Raw genomic sequence first — 21,849 nt, 5'->3', positions numbered from 1 at the left:
GGCACGGGCGGCACCGGTGGCGAAGCCGGCATCGCGGGCTCGTCCGCAGTACGAGGCGTCGGCGGAAACGGCGGAAACGGCGGCAGGGGCGGCAACGGCGGAAACGGTGCCAGCGGCTCCGCGGGGGCCAACGCCGCCACCCCTGGCGGAGCGGGCGGCGACGGTACCCCCGGCGGAGCGGGCGGCGGCGGCGGGAACGGAGGGAACGCCGGTACAGGCGGCGCAGGCTCCGTCAACGGTGCCAACGGAGCCAACGGTGACGGCGGCAACGCCGGCAACGGCGCCGCCGGTGGAAACGGCGGAAACGGTGCAGCCGGCGCAAACGGCACCACTCCCAGCAGCCCCGGCGGCAATGGCACCAAGGGACAAGCCGGCGGTGCGGGCGGTAACGGAGGCCACGGCGGCGCGGCCGGCACCGCAGGTTCGGCTGGCACCGGTGGAACCGGCGGGGTGAGGGGTACCGCCGGGACCGACGGCATGGGCGGGAACGCCGGAAACGGCGCCGCCGGCGGCAACGGCGGAAACGGAGCCACCGGAGACACCGGCGGACCCGGAATTAGCGGCGGCCTGGCCGCTGGCATCGGGAACTTCGGCGGACTCGGCGGCAACGGCGGAGTTGGTGGCAACGCCGGAGTCGTCGGCGCGGCGGGCGGCAGCACCGCCACCGCCGGAAGGGCCGGAGTCAACGGCGACGGCGGCAAGGGCGGTAACGGAGGCGACGGCGGGGTCGGCGGCGCCGGTGCTGCGGGAAACCCGGGCGTCAACGCCGTTGCTGCTGGCGGCAGCGGCGGAGCCGGTCTGGACGGCAGCCCGGGCGGTCGCGGCGGCGACGGCGGCTTGGCTGGCGATGGGGGCGCGGCCGGGACAGGTGGCACCGGCGGTCAAGGCGGCATTGCCGGTACCCGTGGCAACGGCGGGGCCGGCGGCGCCGGTGGCAGCGGCGGCACTGGCGGCAACGGCGCAGCAGGCGTCAACGGCGTCAACGGCGCCACCGGAGATGGAACTGGTGGTAACGGTGGGAATGGTGCTAGCGGTGGTAGCGGTGGAAAGGGTGGCAGCGGCGGCGGCGGCGGCAGCGGCGGAACCGGCCTCGTCGACGGCGCGGCTGGCGTCAATGGCAGCGGTGGCCGCGGCGGCGACGGCGCGGCGGGCGGCGACGGTGGTAGCGGCGGTGCCGGCGCCTTCGTCAGCGAGAAGGGGCGCCACATGAAGGTGCGCGGCGGCAACGGCGGGAACGGCGGCACCGGTGGCACCGGCGGCATCCGTGGCAACGGCGGTAGCGCTGGGTCCGGTGGTGCCAGCGGCACCGGTTCCAATGGCGCCGACGGCGCGAACGGTGCGGGTGGAAAGGGCGGTACGGGCGGAGTGGGGGGCAGCGCGACGATCAAGGGCTCTGACTCGAACGCCACAGGAGGCAACGGCGGCAGGGGCGGCAACGGCGGCAACGGCGGGGGCACCGGCGCCAGCAACGGCACCGGCGGCGCAGGTGGGGCGGGCGGCGACGGCACGGCCGGCGCCACTGGCAGAGGCATCGGCGGTGATGGCGGCGGCGGTGGCACCCCCGGCGGACTCGGCGGTAAGGGCGGGATCGGCTCCGACCGAAACGGTAAACCGGGCGCCACCGGCTGACCGCTCGGGCGATGGTATGGCCCACCGCGATGATGATCCCCGATCGCGCACCGCTGAGACCCGGCGAGCGGGCATGATGTGGTGATGTCCGACGACGTGGCGTCGCTCGCCGACGAGAAGTTCGTGTCACTGACCACGTTCAAGAAGAATGGCGAGAAGGTCGCCGGCGCGATGTGGTTGGCACGCGACGGTGACGCCCTGGTCATGTGGACCCCCGCCGACAGCTGGAAGGTCAAACGCCTCCGCCGCGACAGCCGGGTGGAGTTGACCCCGTGCGGACGGACCGGAAAGGTGCCCGACGGCGCCAAGGTCACCAGTGGCTCGGCGGAGGTCGACGCAGACCCAACGGAGACCGCCCGGGTCGAGCGGCTGATCAAGGCCAAGTACGGATTCGAGTTCTTCGCCATTACCGTCGTCGAGCGAATCGTTGCCCGAGGCAAGAAGGCTCGCGTCGCGGTCCGGATCACCGTCGACTGACCCCTCGCCTGGCTCGTGCCACGATTCATCTCGTGCCCCCGAGTTCGCACATGCCGGATCTCGCCGAGTTCGAGGTGCTGTTGGCCATCGCCGAGACCGGCAGTCTTGGCGCGGCGGCCAGAAGGGTCGGCCTGGCACAACCGGCGGTGTCGGCACGACTGGCGGCGGTGGGGGCCCGAATCGCAGTGCAGAGCTACGGCGCATGACTGGCCACGACCCCGACTACCGCTTCACCCTCGCCAACGAGCGCACCTTTCTGGCGTGGATCAGAACGGCACTCGCCTTGATCGCCGGTGGCGTCGCCATCGCCCAGCTGGTTCCTCCGTTCTCCGTGCCGTGGGGACGGCACGCGCTCGCGACACTGCTGGTCGCCGCGGGCGCGGTGCTGGCAGTGGCATCGGTACGGCGCTGGCAGCGGGTGCAGGACGCCATGCGGGCCGAGGAAGCCCTGCCGCCGACACGTCTGCCCGGCGCACTGGCGGCGTTCCTGATCGTCGCGTGCGTGGCGATACTCGTCTTGGTGCTCGTGGGTCGGCCATGAGAAGCGCCCTGCAGCGGGAGCGAACCCAACTCAGCTGGGAGAGAACCGCATTCGGCTTCATGGCGGTGGGCATCCTGTTGGGCTTCCGCTCCGGGGAGACGCTGGTGCACGGGCACCTGGCTCTCGCGGTCGTCGCGCTGTTCGGGGCTGCGATGGCAGCGCTCGTCCGCCGGAGCCGGCTGAGCGACGCGGGCACCGCCGTCACACCGGCACGGTGGGCGGTCACCGTCACGGGGGCCGTCACCGCGGCGCTCGGGATGGCCTGCGTCGTCGCCATCTGGTGGTGACCCGGTTACGGCGCGCGTCCCCCGAACACGGGCGGCCGTCGACGACAATGGCATGCGATTCTTGTCGGTGTGAGGCTGTATACCTGATGTCGAACGGCCGTTCGATGCACGGAAGGGGTTGCGGTGGCACCGCGTAGTACGCGCAAGGCGCAGGTGGTGAGCCTGTTCGCCGGGGCCGGCGGTTTCGACATCGCCCTCGAACGCGCTGGCTGGGACGTCGTCACCGCAACCGACCATGCGGCCGACGCCATGGAGACCCTGCGCGCCAGCAAGGCCGCCGGCATCCCGATCAAGGGCCGCCGCGGCAAGCACCTGGCGAAGACGACGCTGATCGAGAAGGACGTCTCGACCCTGACCGCCGACGAGTTGCGTCCGCGCACCGCCGGAGCCGACTGGCGTCCCGACCTGCTGGCCGGCGGCCCGCCGTGCCAGCCCTGGTCGTCGGCGGGCCACCAGAAGGGCCTGAAGGACTCCCGCGGCCAGTTGATCGCCCACATGATCCGCCTCGTCGACGAACTCCAGCCCCGCTACGTGCTGTTCGAGAACGTCCGCGGCCTCGTCACCGCGGTCGGTCCGAAGGGCGCCCCCGGCGAGGTGCTGCGCAGCATCCAGCGCGACCTCCGCGCGCACGGCTACTCCAGCCGGATCGCCACGCTCAACGCGGCCGACTACGGCGCCGCGCAGCGCCGGGTGCGCCTCTACCTGATCGCCACCGCCGACCACGAGCTTCCCGAGTTCCCCGAACCCACCCATCACCGGTACGGCGAGAACGGCCTCAAGCCGTGGGTCTCGCTCGGCGAGCTTCTCGATGCGCTGCCGCCGGCGCGCCACGACGCCGTCGTGCGGCCCAACGGGGTCGACGGTGACGCGCTACGGCAGCTGACCCCGGGCACCGGCCTCCGCACGAAGGGCCGCGTGATGAACAACCGCCCCAGCGGCCAGTGGGGCTACCGACAGGACGCCTTCCTCGCCGACCTCGGCCTGCCCTCGCGCACCATCCGCACCGCGGCGACCCCCGACTGGATCCGACTGCCCGGCGATCACGACATCCGGCGTCTCACGTGGGAGGAATGCGCTGCACTGCAAGGCTTTCCGCGGGACTGGCGATTCGCAGGCAAGACCAGCAACTTTTTCCGCCACATCGGCAACGCCGTCCAGATCGACGCCGTCGAAGCCATTGGCAGGACCCTGCTCGAGTCGGTCCGCAACGGCCCGGCCCAGACGCCCCCGCCGATGCCACCGTGGCCCGACTATCTCACCAAGCGCGTGCGCTACACCGAGGCGGAGCATCGGGTCAACGGAAGCCTGCGCACGCGGATCCTCGCCCGCGAGTAGCGTGTCGGCCGGGCAACCGGGCGCCCGGTGGCAGACTCGGCCGGGTGTCGCCATCCTTCGTCGCCCCGCCCCAGTGGACGGCAGCGGAGTTGAAGGCCGCTCGCGACGCTTCCGAAGACGCCTTCACCCATCTCCGCCGCGAGGAGGGCCCCAAGGCGTTCGAGCGAATGTACAACCACCTTCGCCCACGAGTCGAGCAGGTCTTCGAGGCGTCCGACGACATCCAGAACCTCACGGGCGCAGTCTTCGAGGCCGATCCCCAGGCGTGGCAAGCCTGCCGCTACCTGTGCGGTCCGCCGATCAGCCAGGAAGACCTGTGGACCTTGGTCGGCGGCCCGAAGTTTCGCTCCGTGCCCCCGGCGTACGCCGAGGACACCGCCGAGGCGATCCGCGTCGTCGTCGACCCGGTGCGGTTCCCCTGGCTCGCGCAGGGGCGGCCCCCGTGGCCGGACGAACGCGAAATGGCGATCATGGCGACGACCGTGCTCTGGGCCGCCCAACAGACCGGTACGGAACGGCGCGGTGAAGCCTCGTCCCGCCAGGAGACGATGACCGCGAAGACACTCGACGACGCGGGCTTGACTCTCGAAGTGTCGCGCGCGCCAATCCAATTCATCGACGACATGCCACGGGGCGGCTACAGTCGCGAACGCCGGCTCGCCGGGGCGAAGTGCGACGTGCCCGCCCGGCTGTTCGACGGCCGACTGCTCGCGCTCGAATGCAAGGTGTCCAACGGCCCGAAGAACGGATGGAAGCGCGTCAACCGCGAGGTGGGCGGCAAGTCCGACGCCTGGCGGGCCCACTTCGGCTCCCAGGCGCTGACCGGCGTCATCCTCGCCGGGGTGTTCGACCTGTCCTGCCTGGTGACGGCGCAGGACCGGGGTGTGATGATTCTGTGGGAGCACGACTTGAACCCGCTCCGGGAGTTCGTCGAATCAACCTCGGGCTGAACGGCTTTCGACCAGCTGGCGAACCGTCGCGGCGGCATCCTCGGCGGATTCGTGTTCCCACACTCGGACGGGCACCCAGCCGGCCTCGCGCAGTGCCTCGTCGGTCGCCCGGTCACGCGCACTGTTCCCCTCGATCTTCGCGGCCCAGAAGTCGTTGTTGCGCTTCGGTTTCGTCGAATGCAACGGGCAACCATGCCAGAAGCACCCGTCCACGAAGACCGCCACCTTGGCCCGCCGGAAGACGATGTCGGCTTCGCGCCGCAACGCCGGCAGCGGCCGCTGATGGATTCGGTACCTCAGCCCGGCCGCGTGCAGACGCGACCGCAACGCCACCTCGATCGCCGTGTCGCGTCGTCGCTGGCGCTGCATGCGGGTCGACGTGGCCTGGTCGGTCTGCAGATCGAAGCCCAGAGGTTTGGCTCGGGACACCGCTCCACGGTAGCGCCAAGAGCCCGGGCGGCGAATTCGGTTGCGGTGCGCACCCCGGGTGAGATGCGATGACACCATGACCGCCGCAATCTGGCCGCTGTTCGACCTCCATGTGTCGACTCCCCGCCTGACGCTGCGCTACGTCACCGACGAGCTCGCCCTGGAGCTGGCCGACCTGGCCGCACAGGGCATTCACGATCCCGGGACCATGCCGTTCTCCGACCCGTGGACCGACGTTCCGCCGCCGGATCAGCAGCGCAACTCCGTGCGGTACTTCTGGAACTGCCGGGCCAACACCACCATTGAGCGGTGGACTCTCATCCTGGCGGCCCAGCACCGCGACGGAACGCTCCTGGGCGTCTGCACGCTCAATGCCGACCACTTCCCCACCACCCGCACCGTGACGACCGGGTCGTGGATCGGCCGTCGATTTCAGGGTCGTGGGCTCGGCCGCGAGATGCGCCAGGCCGCGCTGCACCTGATCTTCGCCGGGTTGTACGCCGACACCGCCGCCACCCGCGCGTGGCACGACAACGTCGCCTCGCTGAGGGTCACCAGATCGCTGCCCTACACCGAGGGGACGCCCGCCCAGGAGATGCGGCGCGGCCGACCCGACACCATGCGGGCGTTCGCGATGACCCGACCGCAATGGCAGACCGTCCGCCGGGACGACATCCACCTCGGCGGGGTGGAGGCGGTCTGCGAGTTCCTCGGCGCCCCGGCCGGGTGTTGAGATCTCGGCGCGGACGTCCGCGGCTACCGCGGATGGACGCGCCGAAATCGCGAGAGTGACCCGTCAGCAAATCCAACGGATACGATCGTCAGACCATGAAGCACGCCGCCGAGTCCGATGAGGAGCCGTCGCCCCCGCCGCCGGCCCAGCCCCCCGCGCGATCCCCGTGGAGGTGGGCCACCGCAGCGTTGGCGGTGGTCGCGGTGGCGTCGACGGGAGTCGCCGTGTGGGCCCTGATGCGACCGACGTCGGCTGACGCGCCGGCGCCGACCGCGCAGCAGGTCGCCGACGCCAAGGGGCGGGCGTGTGAGGCCTACGTCAAGGTGCGCACCGCCGTCGCACTGCAAACGCAGGCCTCGCCGGGTACCGATCCCGTTGCGGCGCAGGCGGTTGCGGCCAACGCCCGGCTGGCGATGGCCGTCGGCAGCGAACATCTCGTCGACAGCCTCAGTCCCGCCGTCCCCGCCGACTTGGCGGGGCTGCTGCGCACGCTCGCGACCGACCTTCAAGACCTCACCATCGACGCCTTGGCCGGCACCGCGGACGGCGAAGCCGGCCAGGTGGCGCGACTAAAGGCCCTCGAGACCAACAGCACGAAGATCGTCGAGCTCTGCAAGTGAGCTGACACCGCACACCCGCACACGAAAGCCGCCCCGGTGGAAACCGGGGCGGCTCTCGTGTCTTCGGCTACGTCTATCCGTCGGACTTGTCGGAGCCACCGGCCGAGCCGGCACTACCCCCACCGGACGTGCTGGTACCTGCCGTGCTCTCCGAACCGGCACTGCCGGTGGCCGCCGGCCGAGGACCGGTACCGGTGAACGTCTCGATCCCGCCCCTGATTGAATCGGCAATCGATCGGAACGGCTTGAACGGGTCGACCGCGCCGTTGCCCCCGCCGGATGTGGTTCCCGTGCTTGGCGTTCCGGCCAGCGGGACACCGTTGACGCCGGGGATCTCGACCTTCGGCTTGGTGTCGCTCACCTTGGTCGTCTCTGACGTCTCGGTCTTGGAGACGTCGGTGGCCTCGGTGGCCGTCTTCGTGTCGGCGGGCGGCGGACCGCTGACGGTCTGCGGCGCGGGTGCCGACAGCGCCGACAGGGTGGACGGCGTGGACGTGGCCGCCAGCGGAAGCGGGTTGGTGACCGGGGGGTCGATGGTCCCCGGGGGAGGCGGGGTGATGGCGGCGAACTCGGTCTCGGCGGCCGTCATGTCCGGTGCCAACGAGATGGTCAGCCCCGGCGGGAAGATGCTGGTCCTGATCGACGGCAAGAAGTTGAAGTCGAACGCCATGGAGCCAATCGTGGTGGTCGTGTGCAGACCGCCGACGAAGAAGGTGTTGATCGGCCCGTTACCGAAGTCCTGGGAGTACACGAACCCCGTCGTCCCGGTGTTGGTGATGAGTCCGGGGATGCCTGCGGACCACCGGCCGATGTCGACGGCGCTGTAGTCGTCGGGCTGCCCGCTGGTCAGGAGCGTGCCGCTGGGCGCCTGGGTGAGGCCGATGGCCTTGAGGACGTTGAGGTTGAAGAAGGCTGGGCCGAAGTTGTTGTTGGTCTGGAGGAAGCCGGCGTGCGTGCCGATGAACGGGTCGTACCAGGCGGCGTTCTCCACGAAGCCAACCGCTCCGGTGCTGTTGGCCAGTCCCGCCAACCCGACCGCCCACTGATCCAGGTCCGTCACGTTGGCTACGGCCGGCTGGACTCCGTTCGGCCCCTGCTGGGTGCTGATGGCGCGGATCGAGTTGAGTCCGAAGGTCAGCGGGCCGACCTGGTTGGCCGTCTGCAGCGCGGCGGCCGCCCCGAACGTGAAACCGTTGGTGTATTCGCTGATCGCCGCCAGTGTGGCCGCGCCCGTGCTGCTGATCGCGTTGCCGGGCGCCAGTGCCCACGGGAACGTCTGGTCGACGTTGAACTCCAGTGGCTGGGCCGCGGTTCGAATGGCCGGCACGGTCGGCTGTTCGGGGGTAGCAGCCAGTGTTCCGTATTGACTGATTAGCAACGCTGCCGCGCCGACCGCCGTGATGCCCGCGCCAATGGAAAGACTACTTGTCCCCAACATGATTCCCCTTTGCCGACAGCTAACCGCCGTTTTGATGTGGCCTTAATTTACCCTCGCTCGTGCGAATTGCAACTGCGCCAGCTAACTCTATTTCGCTCCAATTCGACTTTGCTGTTGGAATGCGAGGATGGGCTTCCTCGGTCGGGATGGCGGGCTCCGGGCATTTGCTCGTCGGTGCGACGTCCATTACCTCGACACGGGTGGGGCAAACGGCACGCACGGCGCACACTCCCCACCGACCGGAGATGAAGTCGCAGCTCAGAGGGCCATCCACCATCGACGTGCCGACGGGACCCCCAATCAGTTGGTGGTACGTCGGCAAACGATCGGCATCCGCAGCTTTGCTGCGATCGTCCGGCCCGACGCGATGGATCGTCGATCCGGTTAGCGATCACTCAACCACCAGTGCGGCAAATGGCCCGTGTAGTGCGCCGACCCGCGGTGTGCATTCACGGCAGAGCTAGTCACTAGTTAGCAGTGGCCTCTTCGCCGTCGACTCCTCCGTGGTCGCTGACTTAGCCCGCTGGCGAGCCGCCGGCCGCACGAACCCGCCGATTATTTGCTGAGCCAGCCCGGTGGGCGGCGATACCCAGCCGACCCCCGAACGTCTAGGCTGAACCTCACCTACACGGGTGGGGGCCGAGCTACTTCGCGGAGCCTCTGCACACGCGACTTGGGCCCAGACCCTGCCGATTCGCGACCCTCACCTGAGGGCCGTCCGAACCGATCAGAAACCGATGAACCGATGGCCATTGCCGACGTCGCCGAGTACGCCCACTTGACTGAATCCGACCTCGACGCGCTCGCCGCGGCACTGGACGACATCCGCCGCGACGTCGAAGCCAGCCGCGGAGCCAGGGATCGCACCTACATCCGCCGGACGATCAACTTCCAACGCGCGCTGGAAGTCGCCTCGCGGTTGACGATTGCCGCCACCAAGGGCAGGCGCGGCTGGTGGCTCGGCACCCTCGGGCTGGCCGCCGCCAAGAGCATCGAGAACATGGAGATCGCCCACAACGTCGGCCACGGCCAATGGGACTGGATGAACGATCCCGAGATCCACTCCACCACGTGGGAGTGGGACATGGCGGGCCTGTCGTCGCAGTGGCGCTATTCCCACAACTACCGCCACCACGTGAACACCAACGTCGTCGGCGTCGACGACGACCTCGGCTACGGCGTGCTGCGGGTGACCAGGGACCAGGAGTGGAATCCGAGCTACCTCTTCGCACCGCTGCGAAGTGTGTTGCTGGCACTTGGCTTCGAGTGGGGCATCGCGTTGCACGACCTGTACTCCGAACACGAACGCGCCGACAACGACGTGCCCAAGTCCGTGCACAATCGCGCACTGCTGCGCAAGATCGGCCGTCAGATGGGCAAGGACTACGCCCTGTTCCCGGCGCTGAGCCTCAAGCGGTGGCGCCGGACCCTCGGCGCGAACGTCACGGCCAACGTGTTGCGCAACATCTGGGCGTACGTGGTGATCTGCTGCGGCCACTTCGCCGACGGCGCCGAGAAGTTCGAGCCCGAGACGCTCGAGAACGAGACCAAGGCCGAGTGGTATCTACGACAGATGTTGGGCAGCGCCAACTTCGATGCCGGACCCGTGATGGCGTTCATGAGCGGCAATCTCTGCTACCAGATCGAGCACCATCTGTTTCCTGATCTGCCGAGCAACCGGTACGCCGAAATCGCCACGCGGGTACGAGCACTGTGCGACACCTACGACTTGCCCTACACGACGGGTCACCTGATCAAGCAGTACCTGATGACCGTGCGCACCGTGTGCACGCTGGCCCTACCGGACAGGTTCACGGAGAACGGTTTTCGTCCACCGCGGCTACGGGTCGAGCAACTGCAAGAGGTACGCGCCGTACCCTGACTTGAGCAACGAGTGCGCCCGCTCGACCAGCTGGTCGTCGTCGATGAAGCCGAGCCGCCAGGCGACCTCCTCGGGCACGCCGATCTTCAAGCCCTGCCGACGCTCGATGGTGCGCACGTAGTCACTGGCGTCGAGCAGCGAATCGAAGGTTCCGGTGTCCAACCACGCCGTGCCGCGCGCCAACACCTCCACACCCAGCTTGCCCTGCTCGAGGTAGGTCCGGTTGACGTCGGTGATCTCGTATTCGCCACGGGCAGAAGGGCGTAGCGACTTGGCGATCTCGACGACGTCGTTGTCGTAGAAGTACAGTCCCGGCACCGCGTAGTGCGATTTCGGAGTGGCCGGCTTCTCCTCCAACGACACCGCCTTGCCCTCGTCGCCGAACTCGATGACGCCATACGCCGACGGGTTGGCCACCCAATAGGCGAAGATGGCGCCGCCGTCGACGTCGGAGAAGCGGGCCAGGCTGGTGCCCAGACTTGGACCGTAGAAGATGTTGTCGCCCAGGATCAATGCGACCGAATCGTCGCCGATGTGGTCGGCGCCGACCACGAAGGCCTGGGCGACCCCGTCGGGACGATCCTGTACCGCGTAGGTGATGTTCGTGCCGAACGCCGAGCCGTCCCCCAGCAGTCGGGTGAAGGCCTCGACGTCACCCGCGGTGGTGATCACCTGAATGTCGCGGATGCCCGCCATGATCAGGGTCGACAGCGAGTAATAGATCAGCGGCTTGTCGTACACGGGCAACAACTGCTTGCACACGCCCACGGTGATCGGATAGAGCCGCGTCCCCGTGCCGCCGGCCAGGATGATTCCCCGCATGCAAGCACCCTAGGACAGAACCGACATGCGGCCGCAGGCGCTAACCCGCGGCCGCCCCACCGCCACTCGGCGTCTGGGGCGCTTGGGTCGGCGGCACCGTCACCGTCTGCGTCACCGTGCTCGTGCTCGTGCTGGTGCTGGTCGACACGGTCGTGCTCGTGGTCGGAGTCGTCGTCGTGGTCGTCGTGGTGGTCGTCGTCGTCGGACTGGTGGTGGTCGAGGCCTCCGACGAGTCGGTGGTGGTGCTCGGCGCCTCCGTCTGGGTCACCGTCTCGGTACCGCCACCCGGTGCTGGCACGACGGACTCGGCGCCCGACGTCGTCGTGGCGGCGCTCGACGAGGTGGTCGACGAGGTGGACGTGGTGCTCGAGTCGTCGCCGCCGGTGAGCGAGACGATGGCGTAGACGATCAGCGCGAGGATGATGACGCCCACCGCGCCGAGGCTCACCAGGCCGGGCGGGGTGCGGTACCACGGACGCGGCGGCTCCGCCGGAGGCTGCGGCTGTCCGTACTCGGGCTGGCCGTAGCCGGGCTGCTGACCGTACGGGTCCTGCGCTCCGTAGTTGGCCGCCATCGTCGGTTCGCTGTACGCCTGCGAGTCGCCGCGGGGGTATCCGCCGTATTGCGTCGGCTCGCCATCGGAGTAGTACGGGTCGTCTTGGGGTCCGCCGGGACCGTCGTTACGCGCCACGACGTTGGATGTTACCCAGTGCGGCATCGAGTGCTGGGACGCCGACACCGGCGGGGCGCGACGGCGACGCGCCGAAACGCTCAGTTTTTTTGAAGGTTTTTTTCCGACGGTCTATACCACCTGGGCCGACGCCGTGGTCGGCTACCTTCGGGGACGAACCCACGTAGTCGTTAATTTTCCGGTCCAACGGCACGCAGACGGTAATTATTCCGGCCCAGGCCAGCCTCGTGGCGACGGCGACGAGCAGGCGCAGCAACCCCGGACGGCCCCGTCGAGGGCCCCCGCATGAAGCCCGTGTCCTGGGATTTCGCAGGCCAGAGGGTTGCCGCGGGGTGTCCATTCCTGAACGCCCGAGTTGCCATCCGCCGTTTTTCGGAAAAGATGCAATGGCACCTCGGCGGGAGGCGTACACGTAGTGGACACCGTCGGGACACATGACCAAGGGATCTCAGATGACCAAGATGCGCAAGGCGGTGACCGTGGCCGTCGTCGCGGCACTGACCACATTCGGTGTCGCCGCGTGCGGGGGTGACACCGGTGACAGTAGTGGCGGCAGCAGCGCCAGCGGCGGCAGCGGCGGCGGTGAGGTCAACGTGACGATGACGTCGTTCCCCGACTACGTCGACCCGCAGCTGTCCTACACCGTCGAGGGTTGGGAGACGCTCTACAACGTCTACACCCCGCTGCTCACCTACAAGCACGCCAAGGGCGAGGACGGCACGAAGGTCGTCCCCGGGCTGGCCGAGGCAATGCCGACGGTCTCCCCCGACGGCAAGACCTACAAGCTCAAGCTGCGGTCCAACATGAAGTACTCCGACGGCACGCCGATCAAGGCGTCGGACTTCACCTACGCCATTCAGCGTCTCTTCAAGGCCAATTCCGGGGGCTCGGTGTTCTACGAGACCATCGTCGGCGCAAAGGACTACGCCGGCGGCACGGCCAAGACCATCAGTGGCATCGTCACCGACGACGCCACCGGTGACATCACCATCAACCTCACCGAACCCAACGGCACGTTCGACAGCATCCTGGGCCTGACCTTCGCCGCGCCCGTCCCGCCGAGCACCCCGCTGGACAAGGACGCGACCAACTCCCCGCCGCCGTCGAGCGGCCCGTTCATGATCTCGAGCGTCCAGGCGCCGCAGACCATGACCTTGGAGCGCAACCCGAACTTCAAGACCGTAAAGGACGCCGGCGCAACGGAAGTCGCCGACGCAGGAGTCGACAAGATCACCATCACCCAGAACAAGAGCAACACCGCGCAGGTCACCGACATCGAGCAGAACCGCGTCGACTACATGTCCGATCCGCCAGATGCCGACAGGCTCGCGGAGGTCAAGTCGCGGTTCGCGGATCGCTTCCGCATGGAGGACTCGATCAACACCTACTACTTCTGGATGAACAACCAGACCGCGCCGTTCAACGATCTGCGCGTGCGTCAGGCCGTGAACTACGCGATCGACCCCGAGGCGCTCAACCGGGTCTTCGGTGGCCGCCTGCACCCGTCTCAGCAGATCCTGCCGCCGGGTATGCCGGGATACCAGGAATACAAGCTCTTCCCGGGGCCCGACATGAACAAGGCCAAGCAGCTGATGGCCGAGGCCAACCCGGCCGACAAGGACATCACGGTGTGGACCGACGACGAGCCGGACCGCAAGCGCATCGGCGAGTACTACCACGACGTGCTGTCCCAGCTGGGGTTCAACGCCACGCTGAAGGTGATCTCCGGTGACGTGTACTGGGCCACCATCGGCAACCAGTCCACGCCCGACATCGACACCGGCTTCGGTGACTGGTTTCAGGACTTCCCGCACCCGGACGACTTCTTCCGGCCGCTGCTCAACGGGGCCAACATACTGCCCACCAACGGCAGCAACTACTCCCGGGCCAGCTACCCCGAGCTCGACGCCAAGATGAACGAGCTACGCACCAAGCAAATCGACGATCCGGGCGTGAAGGACCAGTACGCAGCGCTCGACAAGGCCTACATGGAGCAGGCGGCGTGGGCGCCGTACGGCAACGAGCAGTACACGACCTTCCTTTCTGAGCGCATGGACTTCGACAAGAGCTACCGCCATCTGCTGTTCAGCCAGGACTTCTCCTCCTTCGCCATCAAGTAATGGCTGCTCCCTTCAGCGAGGTGGAGGTGGCGGACGAGCCCCCACTTCCCACCGGAGTTCCGGCCGCCCAGATCCAGGGGCGTAGCCCCTGGTATCTGGCCGGACTTCGGTTGCGCCGCAACAAGGTCAGTCTCGGGTTCGGCGTGTTGTTCATCCTGATCGTGCTGTTGTGCCTCGCCGCCCCGCTGTGGGCGGATCACGTGGCACACACCACCCCGGACGCCAACCACATCACCGACACGATCGACGTGGGCGGCCAGCAGGTCGACATCGTCTCCCCCGACGGCACGCCGATCGGCCCCGGGCTGCGCGGTCAGTACCTGCTCGGTGCCGATCAGAACGGTCGCGACGTGATGGTGCGGCTTCTCTACGGCGGACGGACGTCGCTGTTCATCGGCGTGGTCTCCGCGGCCATCACCACCATCGTGGCGGTCGTCGTCGGCTTGCTGTGCGGGTACTACCGCGGCTGGATCGACGCGATCCTCTCGCGGGTGATGGACGTCGTGTGGGCGTTCCCGGTACTGCTGCTGGGCATCGCGTTGGGAACGGCGCTGGCGGTGGGCGGTCTGAGCCTTGGGTTCACCACCATCGCCGGTGACTCGGTGTGGATTCCGATCCTGATCATCGGGCTGGTGTACGTGCCCTACATGGCCAGGCCCATCCGCGGCGAGATCCTCGCGCTGCGGGAGAAGGAGTTCGTGGAGGCCGCCGTCGCCCAGGGCAAGGGCTCGCTACGCATCATGATCACCGAACTGCTGCCCAACGTGGTGTCGACCATCATCGTGTTCTTCACCTTGAACATCGCCAACGACATGCTGCTGGAGTCAGCGCTGTCCTTCCTCGGGGCGGGTGTCCGGCCCCCCAGCGCATCGTGGGGCACCATGATCGCCGACGGTTACCAGACCATCTACACCGCACCACATCTGACCATCATTCCTGGCCTGATGATCGTGCTCACGGTGTTGTCGCTCAACGTGTTTGGCGACGGTCTACGTGACGCCCTCGATCCCCGCGCCAAGATCCGACTGGAGCACTAGCCCCATGTTTCGTTTCGTCGCCCGGCGACTGTCCGGGATGATCGCCGTGCTCTTCGCCATCTCGGTGATCGTCTTCCTCATCTTCAACGTGATCCCGAACTCCAGCCCCGCCATTCGAATCGCCGGCAAGAACGCCAACCCCGCGCTGATCGCCCGGGTGAGTGCGGATCTTGGCCTGGACCAACCGATTTGGGTGCAGTACCTGACGTTGATGAAGAAGATCTTCACCGGGACCCTGACCTCGTACGCGAGCGCACAGAACGTCACCGACCAGATCTGGCGCGGGTTGCCCGCCACGTTGTCGCTCACCATCGGCGCGGCGGTGCTGTGGATGGCGCTGGCGGTCGTGTTCGGCTACCTGAGCGCCATCCACTCCGGCAAGTTCACCGACCGCGCCTTGACGATCCTGTCGCTGGTGGGCATCTCGATGCCGGTGTTCTGGCTGGCCGCGATCCTGCTCTACTTCCTGACCTTCAAGGTGCAGCTGTTCCCCACCAGCAGCTACGTTCCGCTCACCACCGATCCGTTGAGGTGGGCGTCGCATCTGATCCTGCCCTGGCTGACGCTGGCGATCCTCTACGTCGGGTTCTACAGCCGGGTGCTGCGATCCAACATGCTCGACGTGATGAACGAGGACTACGTCCGCACCGCCCGAGCCAAGGGTCTCCCCGAGCGCCAGGTGCGCATCCGGCACGTTCTGCGCAACTCGATGATCCCCATCGTCACGCTGTTCGGACTGGACTTCGGCGCGGTGGTCGGTGGCGGCGCCATCCTCACCGAAACGGTGTTCAACATCAACGGCGTTGGGCTCTACGCAGGTCGTGCCATCGGCAGTCTCGACCTGCCCCCGCTGATGGGCGTGACGATGTTCGGTGCGTTCTTCATCGTGTTCTTCAATACGGTCGTCGACATCCTCTATGCCTTCCTCGACCCACGCATTCGACTCGGAGAGGCGGCACCCGCATGATGCTGTCGGTACGCGACCTCGCCGTACGCTTTGCCACGGACGGCGGAGTGGTACGCGCGGTCGACGGTGTGTCCTTCACCCTCGACAAGGGCGAGATCCTCGCCATCGTCGGGGAATCCGGGTCTGGCAAGAGCGTCACGGCCCAAACGCTGCTCGGCCTCACCAGGGCACCCAATGCCACGATCACGGGGTCGGTCGAGTTCGACGGACAGGACCTCATCCAGCTCGACGACGACGAGTTCCGCGAGATCCGCGGCAAGCGCATCGCGATGATCTTCCAGGACCCGATGACGTCGCTGAACCCCGTGTACCGGGTCGGTGACCAGATCGCCGAGATGATCCGGGCGCATCGCAAGGTCTCCAAGAAGGAGGCCCGCGAAACCTCCGTCGACCTGTTGCGGTCGGTGGGGATCCCGAATCCCGAACGGCGCGCCCGCAACTACCCGCACGAGTTCTCCGGTGGCATGCGTCAGCGCGTGATGATCGCGATGGCCCTGGCGCTCGATCCGGACGTGCTGATCGCCGACGAGCCGACCACGGCGCTCGACGTCACCGTGCAGGCCCAGATCCTGCGCCTGCTGGACGATCTCAACCGGGAACGCGGTCTGGCGGTCGTGTTGATCACTCACGACCTGGGCGTGGTCGCCGAGATCGCCGACCGCGTCGCCGTCATGTACGCCGGCCAGATCGTCGAGGACGCGACCCTGGAGAAGCTCTTCTACGATCCCCAGCATCCCTACACCTGGGGGCTGCTCGGCTCGTTGGCGCGGCTCGACCAGCCACGCCCGGCGCGGTTGGCTCAGATCGCGGGAATGCCTCCGTCGCTGTTGAATCCGCCGACGGGCTGCCGGTTCGCCGCCCGCTGCCCGCACGAGTTCGACAAGTGTTCGGAGCCGCCACCCCTGGACGGTGACCGCTGCTGGCTAAGCCCGGACGACAAGCGCAGACTGCGCGACGTCGACGGTCGGATCGGCCTCCGAAAGGACGTGGCGTCATGAGTGGCGAACCCCTGCTCGAGGTCACCGACCTGGTGAAGCACTTCCCGGTCAAGTCCGGGGTGATCGTCGACCGCGTGGTCGCCCACGTCAAGGCGGTCGACGGCGTCAGCCTGACCATCAACGAGGGCGAAACCCTGGGCCTGGTCGGCGAATCCGGTTGCGGCAAGTCCACTCTGAGCCGGGCCATCCTGCAGCTGACCGCGCCGACGTCGGGATCGGTGAAATTCCTCGGCGAGGAGTTGGTGGGCCAGTCGCGTCGCAGCCTGCGCCCGGTGCGCCGACAGATGCAGATGATCTTCCAGGACCCCTACGCCTCGCTGAACCCGCGCAAGCGCGTCGGCCAGATCATCGGTGAACCCATGGAATTGCATGGGCTGGCCAGTGGCCGCGACGTCAGCCGACGGGTCCAGGATCTGCTGGATCGCGTCGGCTTGAGTCCCGAGCACGCCAACCGCTACCCGCACGAGTTCTCCGGCGGCCAGCGTCAACGGATCGGGATCGCCCGGGCATTGGCCCTACAGCCCAAGCTCATCATCGCCGACGAGCCGGTGTCGGCGCTGGACGTCTCGGTGCAGGCCCAAATCATCAACCTCCTCAAGGATCTGCAGGAGGAGCTCGGTCTGTCGTACCTCTTCGTCGCCCACGATCTCGGTGTCGTGCGGCACGTCTCGGACCGCGTCGCCGTGATGTACCTCGGCCGGATCGTCGAAAGTGCGCCTGCGGCAGACCTTTACGATCACCCGCTGCATCCCTACTCGAATGCGTTGCTCTCCGCGGTGCCGATCCCCGACCCCAAGCTCAACCTGGCACGGGAACGACTCGTCCTGGAGGGCGACGTGCCCAGCCCCATCGATCCGCCGTCGGGCTGCCACTTCCACACCCGCTGCCCGTGGGCGACGGAGGTCTGCACGGTCGACGATCCTCGGCTGGAGGAGTTGCAGAGCGCGCACGTGGCGGCCTGCCACCACCCGCGCAACCTGGCGGTGTCAGCAGATTCGAGCTAGTTAGCTAGACGGTGCGGCCGACGCCGAGGCTGCTGCGGCCGCAGAAGACGACGCCGCAGCCGCAGCGGCGGCACGCCCCTGCGGGCTGGCTGCCGAGAAGCCCGGCTTCGTCGCAGAAGCTTCGCTCGCCTCACAGTTCAGTGACACGAGCAGTTGATTGGTCGCCGACCCCGAGCTGTTCTCGGGTGCGGGCACGGTGCGGGCGACCGTGTTGGTCACCATGCAGTCGGGCCACGCCTCCTGATCGCCGACGGTCGTCGAGACGACGGCCGTGAGGCCAGCGCCGCTTATCGCGGTCTGGGCATCGCTGTACTTCTGTCCGACGACGTCGGGGGCCGAACCAGCCTGCGCCACACCGGCTCCGAAGCACAGCACTGCCGAGGCGGCGAGCACCACGCTGCCCGCTACCTTGCGCATCTCAGGACCCGCTCTTGGGTGCGGCCTTGGCGATGGGCTCCACGGTCGTCGGCGTGGTCCACGTCGCGGTGGCGCCCATGGTCATGGCGTTGTCAGTCGGTTGGACGTAGGTGGTGCTGGCGGGTGCGTCACCCGAACCCGCCAGGTCGACGCCACCGTTGGTGGCGTGTCCGTCTCCGAGGCTGAGGACCCCCAGTGTGACGAACGCGGCGGCTCCGGCCAGCCCAAGCACCTTCACGCGCAAACCGTCGGTCTGCAATCTCTTCTCGGTCATGGACAGATCGTGAACCGCCGACCCGCGGGAAACCTGGAACGCAACTGTGACGTTCCTTCGGCCTTGGGCTCGCGAAGGTCAGTAGGGCAACTGCGGCGGTTGTTGATACACCGGCGGCGCATACGGCTGGTACGGCACGTACGGCGCCGGGGTGGGGGTGGGGGTGGCCGGAACCTGAATCGGGATCGGCACCGGCACGAAGGGCACGGTGATGTAACTCGTCGTCATGGTCGGCGTGCTCGACGTCGTCGTAGTAGTCGTAGTCGTAGTCGTGGTGGTGGGCGTCGTCGTGGTGGTCGTGGGTGTCGTCGTCGTGGTCGTCGGTTGCGTCGTGGTGGTGGTGACGGGACGTTCCACCGTGACGGTCTCGGTCGACGGCGGCGGGGGTGGGGGCGGTGGCTCGCTCGTCACGGTGACGACGTTCTGGGCCGGCGGCTCGGTCGAGGGCGGCGGAGGCGGCGGTTCGATGCTGGTCGGGGGCGGCGCAGGCGGTGACGTCGCGGTCACGGGGACGGTGGTCGGCGTCGGCCGCGTCTCGTCGGTGGCGCTGGTCAGGGCGATCGCGACGCCACCCACCGCGACCAGTGCCACCACGGCCGCGACGCCGACGAGCAACTGGGGCAGCCGCAGCCACGACCGTGGTTCGTCGTCCTGCCGTGGGTGGTACTGCGCGACGACGCGCGTCGTGCCGGAGTCCGCGTACGGATCTGCGTAGGGATCCTCCCCGGTGTACGGGGTCGGGTCGCCGACGGTGTCGTCGTCCTGAGACCACGCGAGCGCGCGGAACGCCGACGAATCCGGCGCGACCTCGGCGGGGGCGGTGGCGGGCCAGGCACCCGTCGTCAACGGGCTGGGCGCCACCCCGGTTTGGGCGTCGGCGTCGGCCCCGTAGGCCGCGAAGAGCGCCGCGCCGACCGCAGCGTCCAACGCCGGGTGCGGGGTGGTGACGAACGCGTTCTGGTGAGCCTCGGTCAGCAGTCGGGTGACCAGCGGGATGCGCGCACCGCCACCAACGGCCACGACGGCGGACAGGTCGGCTGGGGCAATCCTGTTGCGCAGCAACGCTTCGTCGAGTTCGGCCAGCACGGCGGCAAGGGGCGCCGCCATCAGCGCGTCGAGCTGGTCTCGCGTCACGGGCACCGTGGTCTGGTGGCCGGGCAGCTCGACGCGGATCTCCGTCGTCGCGGCCTCGGACAGTTCCTCCTTGGCGAGACGGCACTGCTCGCGCAGCAGGCTGAGTGAGCCCACCGCGGCGGTTCCCGCGGGGTCGACCTCGTTCGCGAGGCCGTCGAGCACGTGCGCGAGCAGGGCTTGGTCGAGATGGTCGCCGGAGAAGTCGGTCACCCGCGTCGTCTCGATGGGCTCGAAGGACGCGGTCGCGTCGGCGAGGGTGACGCTGGTGCCGCCGCCCCCGAAGTCCAGCAGCGCCACCACGCCGCGCACGGGAAGACCGGGGTTGGCCGCCAGCGCGGTCAACGCCGCCACCGCATCGGACACCAGCCGCACGGGCACGCCGTTTGGCGACAGGCTCGGAGTGGTTCGCATGGCGTCCCGCAGCGACCGGAGGGTGGCACCGTTCCAGTGCGCGGGCACCGCGAGGGCGATTTGCGAGGACGCGTCACTGCCAACGTCGACGACCATGGCGTCGAGCGCCTCGACCATCAGGAGGTCCGCGCGGTAGGACGTGCCGTCCTGGCCGACCAACGGCACCGGATCGCCGACCCGCTCCACGAATCCGCTGAGGACCTGACCGGCGCGGGACAGCACTGAGCGACGGATGACGGGCTGGTTGCCAACGCGGGCGGCGACCAGGTTGGTCGTCCCGATCGACAACCCCAACGGATCGCTCATGACGCCGTCCACGATAACCCGGGCGGCGTCGTGACAGTGCCAGACACTCCGCAAGGGACACCACGAACATCGTTCTGCCAGCATCGTTTTGGATTCATAGACGACACACAGCTACGCGGGGAACCGCGCTCTTTGCTCGACGGGTCGTTGACGCGGACGTCAACGACATTTGCGGCAAGGGCCTACGTCGCGAGCCCCCCTGTGTTGCAATGGCCAAATGGGTGACATCGAAGACATTCAGCGGGTCAAGTACCGGTATCTGCGCGCGCTCGACACCAAGCACTGGGACGAGTTCGCCGACACTCTCACCGAGGACGTCATCGGTGACTACGGCGAATCCCTGGGCGAGACGCACCACTTCACCGATCGGGCCACCCTCGTCGAGTTCATGCGCACCTCGATGCCCGCCGACGTCATCACCGACCACCGGGTGACGCACCCCGAGATCGAGGTCGACGGCGACGAGGCGACCGCCATCTGGTACCTGCAGGACAAGGTGATCGTCCCCAAGTTCGACTTCATGTTGATCGGCGCGGGGTTCTATCGCGACCGCTACCGGCGCACCCCCGACGGCTGGAAGATCAGCGTCACCGGGTACGACCGCACCTACGACGCGTCCTTCTCGACCAAGGCGCTCGACTTCAACGTGAAAGCCGGTCGCGCAGTAGCCCTTTGATCACTTCGAGACGGCGATCAACGCGCCGGGGCGCAGCCACTCGATGATCCCCACCAGGGTGTCGTCGTCGATGCTGACGCACCCGGCCGTCGGTCCACCGTCGCTGGAGTGAAGGAAGAACGCACCGCCGTTCCCCGGCACGCGCTGCTTGTTGACGCCCATCACCACGGCATGCTCGTACTGCGGTATCCGTAGGTTCTCGGTGCCGCTGCTCGGGTTGGTGTCGAACGGGCATTGCGCCTTCTTGCACACCTGCATCGTGTTGTAGGTGGGGCTCTTCATGTCGCCGTCCCACCAGTGGTCGGGACCGACCTGCACGTACTGCAGGCCGCCACCCGGATTGGGCGCGGTGCCGAAGGCGAAGTCGAGTGTGAAGATGCCCATTGGCGTGAGCATCTGACCGTCGTGCGTCTCTGGAGCCATGCCCTTCTCGCCGACGTGAGCGGGAATCCCCGCCGCAACGGCCTGCCAGCCGGCGGCGGTGCGTTCGTACACGTCGACCTTGGCGTTCGAGCCGCCAACGCCCACAACGGAAACGACCTGGGTCGCGTTGCCGACACCGGGCGCGAACCACGGCGTCAACTCGGCCCGGGCGGTCGGCGCCAGGACCAGCCCGACGACGAACGCGCACAGCGAGATCAGCAGTCGGCGCACGTCGTCAACGTCAACAC

At 68.0% G+C, this 21,849-nt stretch carries 24 protein-coding genes; 16 read left to right on the top strand and 8 right to left on the bottom strand.

Annotation, left to right across the window (positions count from 1 at the left end):
- The 7 genes from H7J06_RS28970 to H7J06_RS28940 all read left to right on the top strand — a co-directional run.
- On the top strand, positions 1-1,629 hold a 1,629-nt coding region (locus tag H7J06_RS28970; protein ID WP_264042924.1), incomplete at its 5' end, for a hypothetical protein.
- Positions 1,630-1,713: 84 nt separating this feature from the next.
- Entirely contained in the window at positions 1,714-2,106 is a 393-nt protein-coding gene (locus H7J06_RS28965; protein WP_264042922.1) for a PPOX class F420-dependent oxidoreductase, read from the top strand.
- 32 nt (positions 2,107-2,138) lie between these two features.
- Entirely contained in the window at positions 2,139-2,312 is a 174-nt protein-coding gene (locus H7J06_RS28960; protein ID WP_372515427.1) for a helix-turn-helix domain-containing protein, read from the top strand.
- Positions 2,309-2,647: a YidH family protein gene (locus H7J06_RS28955; protein ID WP_264042920.1), complete on the top strand. Its 339-nt coding sequence runs from the start codon at positions 2,309-2,311 to the stop codon at positions 2,645-2,647. Before H7J06_RS28960 ends, H7J06_RS28955 begins: the two co-directional genes overlap by 4 nt.
- Positions 2,644-2,934: a DUF202 domain-containing protein gene (locus H7J06_RS28950; RefSeq protein ID WP_264042918.1), complete on the top strand. Its 291-nt coding sequence runs from the start codon at positions 2,644-2,646 to the stop codon at positions 2,932-2,934. The genes H7J06_RS28955 and H7J06_RS28950 overlap by 4 nt, the downstream gene beginning before the upstream one ends.
- A 123-nt stretch (positions 2,935-3,057) precedes the next feature.
- Complete coding sequence (locus H7J06_RS28945) at positions 3,058-4,269, top strand: DNA cytosine methyltransferase (RefSeq protein ID WP_264042917.1); 1,212 nt, start codon at positions 3,058-3,060, stop codon at positions 4,267-4,269.
- Positions 4,270-4,313: 44 nt separating this feature from the next.
- Positions 4,314-5,219, top strand: a complete 906-nt coding sequence (locus H7J06_RS28940) for a XamI family restriction endonuclease (RefSeq protein ID WP_264042916.1) — start codon at positions 4,314-4,316, stop codon at positions 5,217-5,219.
- On the opposite strand, the gene H7J06_RS28935 is transcribed toward H7J06_RS28940, so the two are convergent.
- The gene (locus H7J06_RS28935; protein ID WP_264042915.1) at positions 5,205-5,648 is read right to left on the bottom strand and encodes a very short patch repair endonuclease; all 444 of its coding nucleotides are present in this window, start codon (positions 5,646-5,648) and stop codon (positions 5,205-5,207) included. The two genes, H7J06_RS28940 and H7J06_RS28935, sit on opposite strands and share 15 nt — an antisense overlap.
- A 76-nt stretch (positions 5,649-5,724) precedes the next feature.
- On the opposite strand from H7J06_RS28935, the gene H7J06_RS28930 reads away from it, so the two are divergent.
- Together H7J06_RS28930 and H7J06_RS28925 are read left to right on the top strand one after the other, a co-directional pair.
- Positions 5,725-6,381: a GNAT family N-acetyltransferase gene (locus tag H7J06_RS28930; RefSeq protein ID WP_264042913.1), complete on the top strand. Its 657-nt coding sequence runs from the start codon at positions 5,725-5,727 to the stop codon at positions 6,379-6,381.
- A gap of 95 nt (positions 6,382-6,476) precedes the next feature.
- The gene (locus H7J06_RS28925; RefSeq protein ID WP_264042911.1) at positions 6,477-7,001 is read left to right on the top strand and encodes a hypothetical protein; all 525 of its coding nucleotides are present in this window, start codon (positions 6,477-6,479) and stop codon (positions 6,999-7,001) included.
- Positions 7,002-7,074: 73 nt separating this feature from the next.
- Here the strand turns inward: H7J06_RS28925 and H7J06_RS28920 are convergent, their stop codons facing one another.
- Positions 7,075-8,328, bottom strand: a complete 1,254-nt coding sequence (locus H7J06_RS28920) for a hypothetical protein (protein WP_264042909.1) — start codon at positions 8,326-8,328, stop codon at positions 7,075-7,077.
- Positions 8,329-9,184: 856 nt separating this feature from the next.
- Here H7J06_RS28920 and H7J06_RS28915 point away from each other — a divergent pair.
- Positions 9,185-10,321 carry a fatty acid desaturase family protein gene (locus H7J06_RS28915; RefSeq protein WP_275080026.1) on the top strand — a complete coding sequence of 379 codons (1,137 nt, stop codon included), beginning with the start codon at positions 9,185-9,187 and terminating at the stop codon, positions 10,319-10,321.
- Here the strand turns inward: H7J06_RS28915 and rfbA are convergent.
- Together rfbA and H7J06_RS28905 are read right to left on the bottom strand one after the other, a co-directional pair.
- Positions 10,280-11,143 carry a glucose-1-phosphate thymidylyltransferase RfbA gene (rfbA, locus tag H7J06_RS28910; protein ID WP_264042907.1) on the bottom strand — a complete coding sequence of 288 codons (864 nt, stop codon included), beginning with the start codon at positions 11,141-11,143 and terminating at the stop codon, positions 10,280-10,282. The two genes, H7J06_RS28915 and rfbA, sit on opposite strands and share 42 nt — an antisense overlap.
- Positions 11,144-11,183: 40 nt before the next feature.
- Entirely contained in the window at positions 11,184-11,834 is a 651-nt protein-coding gene (locus H7J06_RS28905) for a hypothetical protein (protein ID WP_264042906.1), read from the bottom strand.
- 452 nt (positions 11,835-12,286) lie between these two features.
- On the opposite strand from H7J06_RS28905, the gene H7J06_RS28900 reads away from it, so the two are divergent.
- The 5 genes from H7J06_RS28900 to H7J06_RS28880 are packed head-to-tail and all read left to right on the top strand — an operon-like array spanning position 12,287 to position 17,960.
- The gene (locus H7J06_RS28900; RefSeq protein WP_264042945.1) at positions 12,287-13,954 is read left to right on the top strand and encodes an ABC transporter substrate-binding protein; all 1,668 of its coding nucleotides are present in this window, start codon (positions 12,287-12,289) and stop codon (positions 13,952-13,954) included.
- Positions 13,954-14,991 carry an ABC transporter permease gene (locus H7J06_RS28895; RefSeq protein WP_264042905.1) on the top strand — a complete coding sequence of 346 codons (1,038 nt, stop codon included), beginning with the start codon at positions 13,954-13,956 and terminating at the stop codon, positions 14,989-14,991. The genes H7J06_RS28900 and H7J06_RS28895 overlap by 1 nt, the downstream gene beginning before the upstream one ends.
- Before the next feature lie 4 nt (positions 14,992-14,995).
- Positions 14,996-15,958, top strand: a complete 963-nt coding sequence (locus tag H7J06_RS28890) for an ABC transporter permease (RefSeq protein WP_264042903.1) — start codon at positions 14,996-14,998, stop codon at positions 15,956-15,958.
- Complete coding sequence (locus tag H7J06_RS28885) at positions 15,955-16,956, top strand: ABC transporter ATP-binding protein (protein WP_264042901.1); 1,002 nt, start codon at positions 15,955-15,957, stop codon at positions 16,954-16,956. Before H7J06_RS28890 ends, H7J06_RS28885 begins: the two co-directional genes overlap by 4 nt.
- Positions 16,953-17,960, top strand: a complete 1,008-nt coding sequence (locus tag H7J06_RS28880) for an ABC transporter ATP-binding protein (RefSeq protein ID WP_264042899.1) — start codon at positions 16,953-16,955, stop codon at positions 17,958-17,960. The genes H7J06_RS28885 and H7J06_RS28880 overlap by 4 nt, the downstream gene beginning before the upstream one ends.
- Here the strand turns inward: H7J06_RS28880 and H7J06_RS28875 are convergent, their stop codons facing one another.
- The 3 genes from H7J06_RS28875 to H7J06_RS28865 form a co-directional block, all read right to left on the bottom strand.
- On the bottom strand, positions 17,961-18,377 hold the full coding sequence (locus H7J06_RS28875) for a hypothetical protein (protein WP_264042897.1): 417 nt from the start codon (positions 18,375-18,377) through the stop codon (positions 17,961-17,963). It abuts the gene before it with no gap.
- A 1-nt stretch (position 18,378) separates the two neighbouring features.
- On the bottom strand, positions 18,379-18,651 hold the full coding sequence (locus H7J06_RS28870; RefSeq protein ID WP_264042895.1) for a hypothetical protein: 273 nt from the start codon (positions 18,649-18,651) through the stop codon (positions 18,379-18,381).
- A 78-nt stretch (positions 18,652-18,729) separates the two neighbouring features.
- Positions 18,730-20,502: an Hsp70 family protein gene (locus tag H7J06_RS28865; protein ID WP_264042893.1), complete on the bottom strand. Its 1,773-nt coding sequence runs from the start codon at positions 20,500-20,502 to the stop codon at positions 18,730-18,732.
- Between the two features lie 217 nt (positions 20,503-20,719).
- Between H7J06_RS28865 and H7J06_RS28860 the strand changes: the two genes are divergently transcribed.
- Positions 20,720-21,178 carry a nuclear transport factor 2 family protein gene (locus H7J06_RS28860; protein ID WP_264042892.1) on the top strand — a complete coding sequence of 153 codons (459 nt, stop codon included), beginning with the start codon at positions 20,720-20,722 and terminating at the stop codon, positions 21,176-21,178.
- Here H7J06_RS28860 and H7J06_RS28855 read toward each other — a convergent pair whose 3' ends face one another.
- Positions 21,179-21,832, bottom strand: coding sequence for a L,D-transpeptidase family protein (locus H7J06_RS28855; RefSeq protein WP_264042890.1), 654 nt, complete (start codon positions 21,830-21,832; stop codon positions 21,179-21,181).
- Positions 21,833-21,849 lie beyond the last annotated feature (17 nt).

Source organism: Mycolicibacterium hodleri (assembly GCF_025822245.1).
Taxonomy (GTDB): Bacteria; Actinomycetota; Actinomycetes; order Mycobacteriales; family Mycobacteriaceae; genus Mycobacterium; species Mycobacterium hodleri.
This window is presented reverse-complemented; position numbering and strand designations above follow the sequence as displayed.

Coding starts and splice junctions, on each gene's coding strand:
- H7J06_RS28965 (WP_264042922.1), top strand. CDS start 1,714: ATGTCCGACGACGTGGCGTCGCTCGCCGACGAGAAGTTCGTGTCACTG.
- H7J06_RS28955 (WP_264042920.1), top strand. CDS start 2,309: ATGACTGGCCACGACCCCGACTACCGCTTCACCCTCGCCAACGAGCGC.
- H7J06_RS28950 (WP_264042918.1), top strand. CDS start 2,644: ATGAGAAGCGCCCTGCAGCGGGAGCGAACCCAACTCAGCTGGGAGAGA.
- H7J06_RS28930 (WP_264042913.1), top strand. CDS start 5,725: ATGACCGCCGCAATCTGGCCGCTGTTCGACCTCCATGTGTCGACTCCC.
- H7J06_RS28925 (WP_264042911.1), top strand. CDS start 6,477: ATGAAGCACGCCGCCGAGTCCGATGAGGAGCCGTCGCCCCCGCCGCCG.
- H7J06_RS28915 (WP_275080026.1), top strand. CDS start 9,185: ATGGCCATTGCCGACGTCGCCGAGTACGCCCACTTGACTGAATCCGAC.
- rfbA (WP_264042907.1), bottom strand. CDS start 11,143: ATGCGGGGAATCATCCTGGCCGGCGGCACGGGGACGCGGCTCTATCCG.
- H7J06_RS28900 (WP_264042945.1), top strand. CDS start 12,287: ATGACCAAGATGCGCAAGGCGGTGACCGTGGCCGTCGTCGCGGCACTG.
- H7J06_RS28895 (WP_264042905.1), top strand. CDS start 13,954: ATGGCTGCTCCCTTCAGCGAGGTGGAGGTGGCGGACGAGCCCCCACTT.
- H7J06_RS28890 (WP_264042903.1), top strand. CDS start 14,996: ATGTTTCGTTTCGTCGCCCGGCGACTGTCCGGGATGATCGCCGTGCTC.
- H7J06_RS28885 (WP_264042901.1), top strand. CDS start 15,955: ATGATGCTGTCGGTACGCGACCTCGCCGTACGCTTTGCCACGGACGGC.
- H7J06_RS28880 (WP_264042899.1), top strand. CDS start 16,953: ATGAGTGGCGAACCCCTGCTCGAGGTCACCGACCTGGTGAAGCACTTC.
- H7J06_RS28875 (WP_264042897.1), bottom strand. CDS start 18,377: ATGCGCAAGGTAGCGGGCAGCGTGGTGCTCGCCGCCTCGGCAGTGCTG.
- H7J06_RS28870 (WP_264042895.1), bottom strand. CDS start 18,651: ATGACCGAGAAGAGATTGCAGACCGACGGTTTGCGCGTGAAGGTGCTT.
- H7J06_RS28865 (WP_264042893.1), bottom strand. CDS start 20,502: ATGAGCGATCCGTTGGGGTTGTCGATCGGGACGACCAACCTGGTCGCC.
- H7J06_RS28860 (WP_264042892.1), top strand. CDS start 20,720: ATGGGTGACATCGAAGACATTCAGCGGGTCAAGTACCGGTATCTGCGC.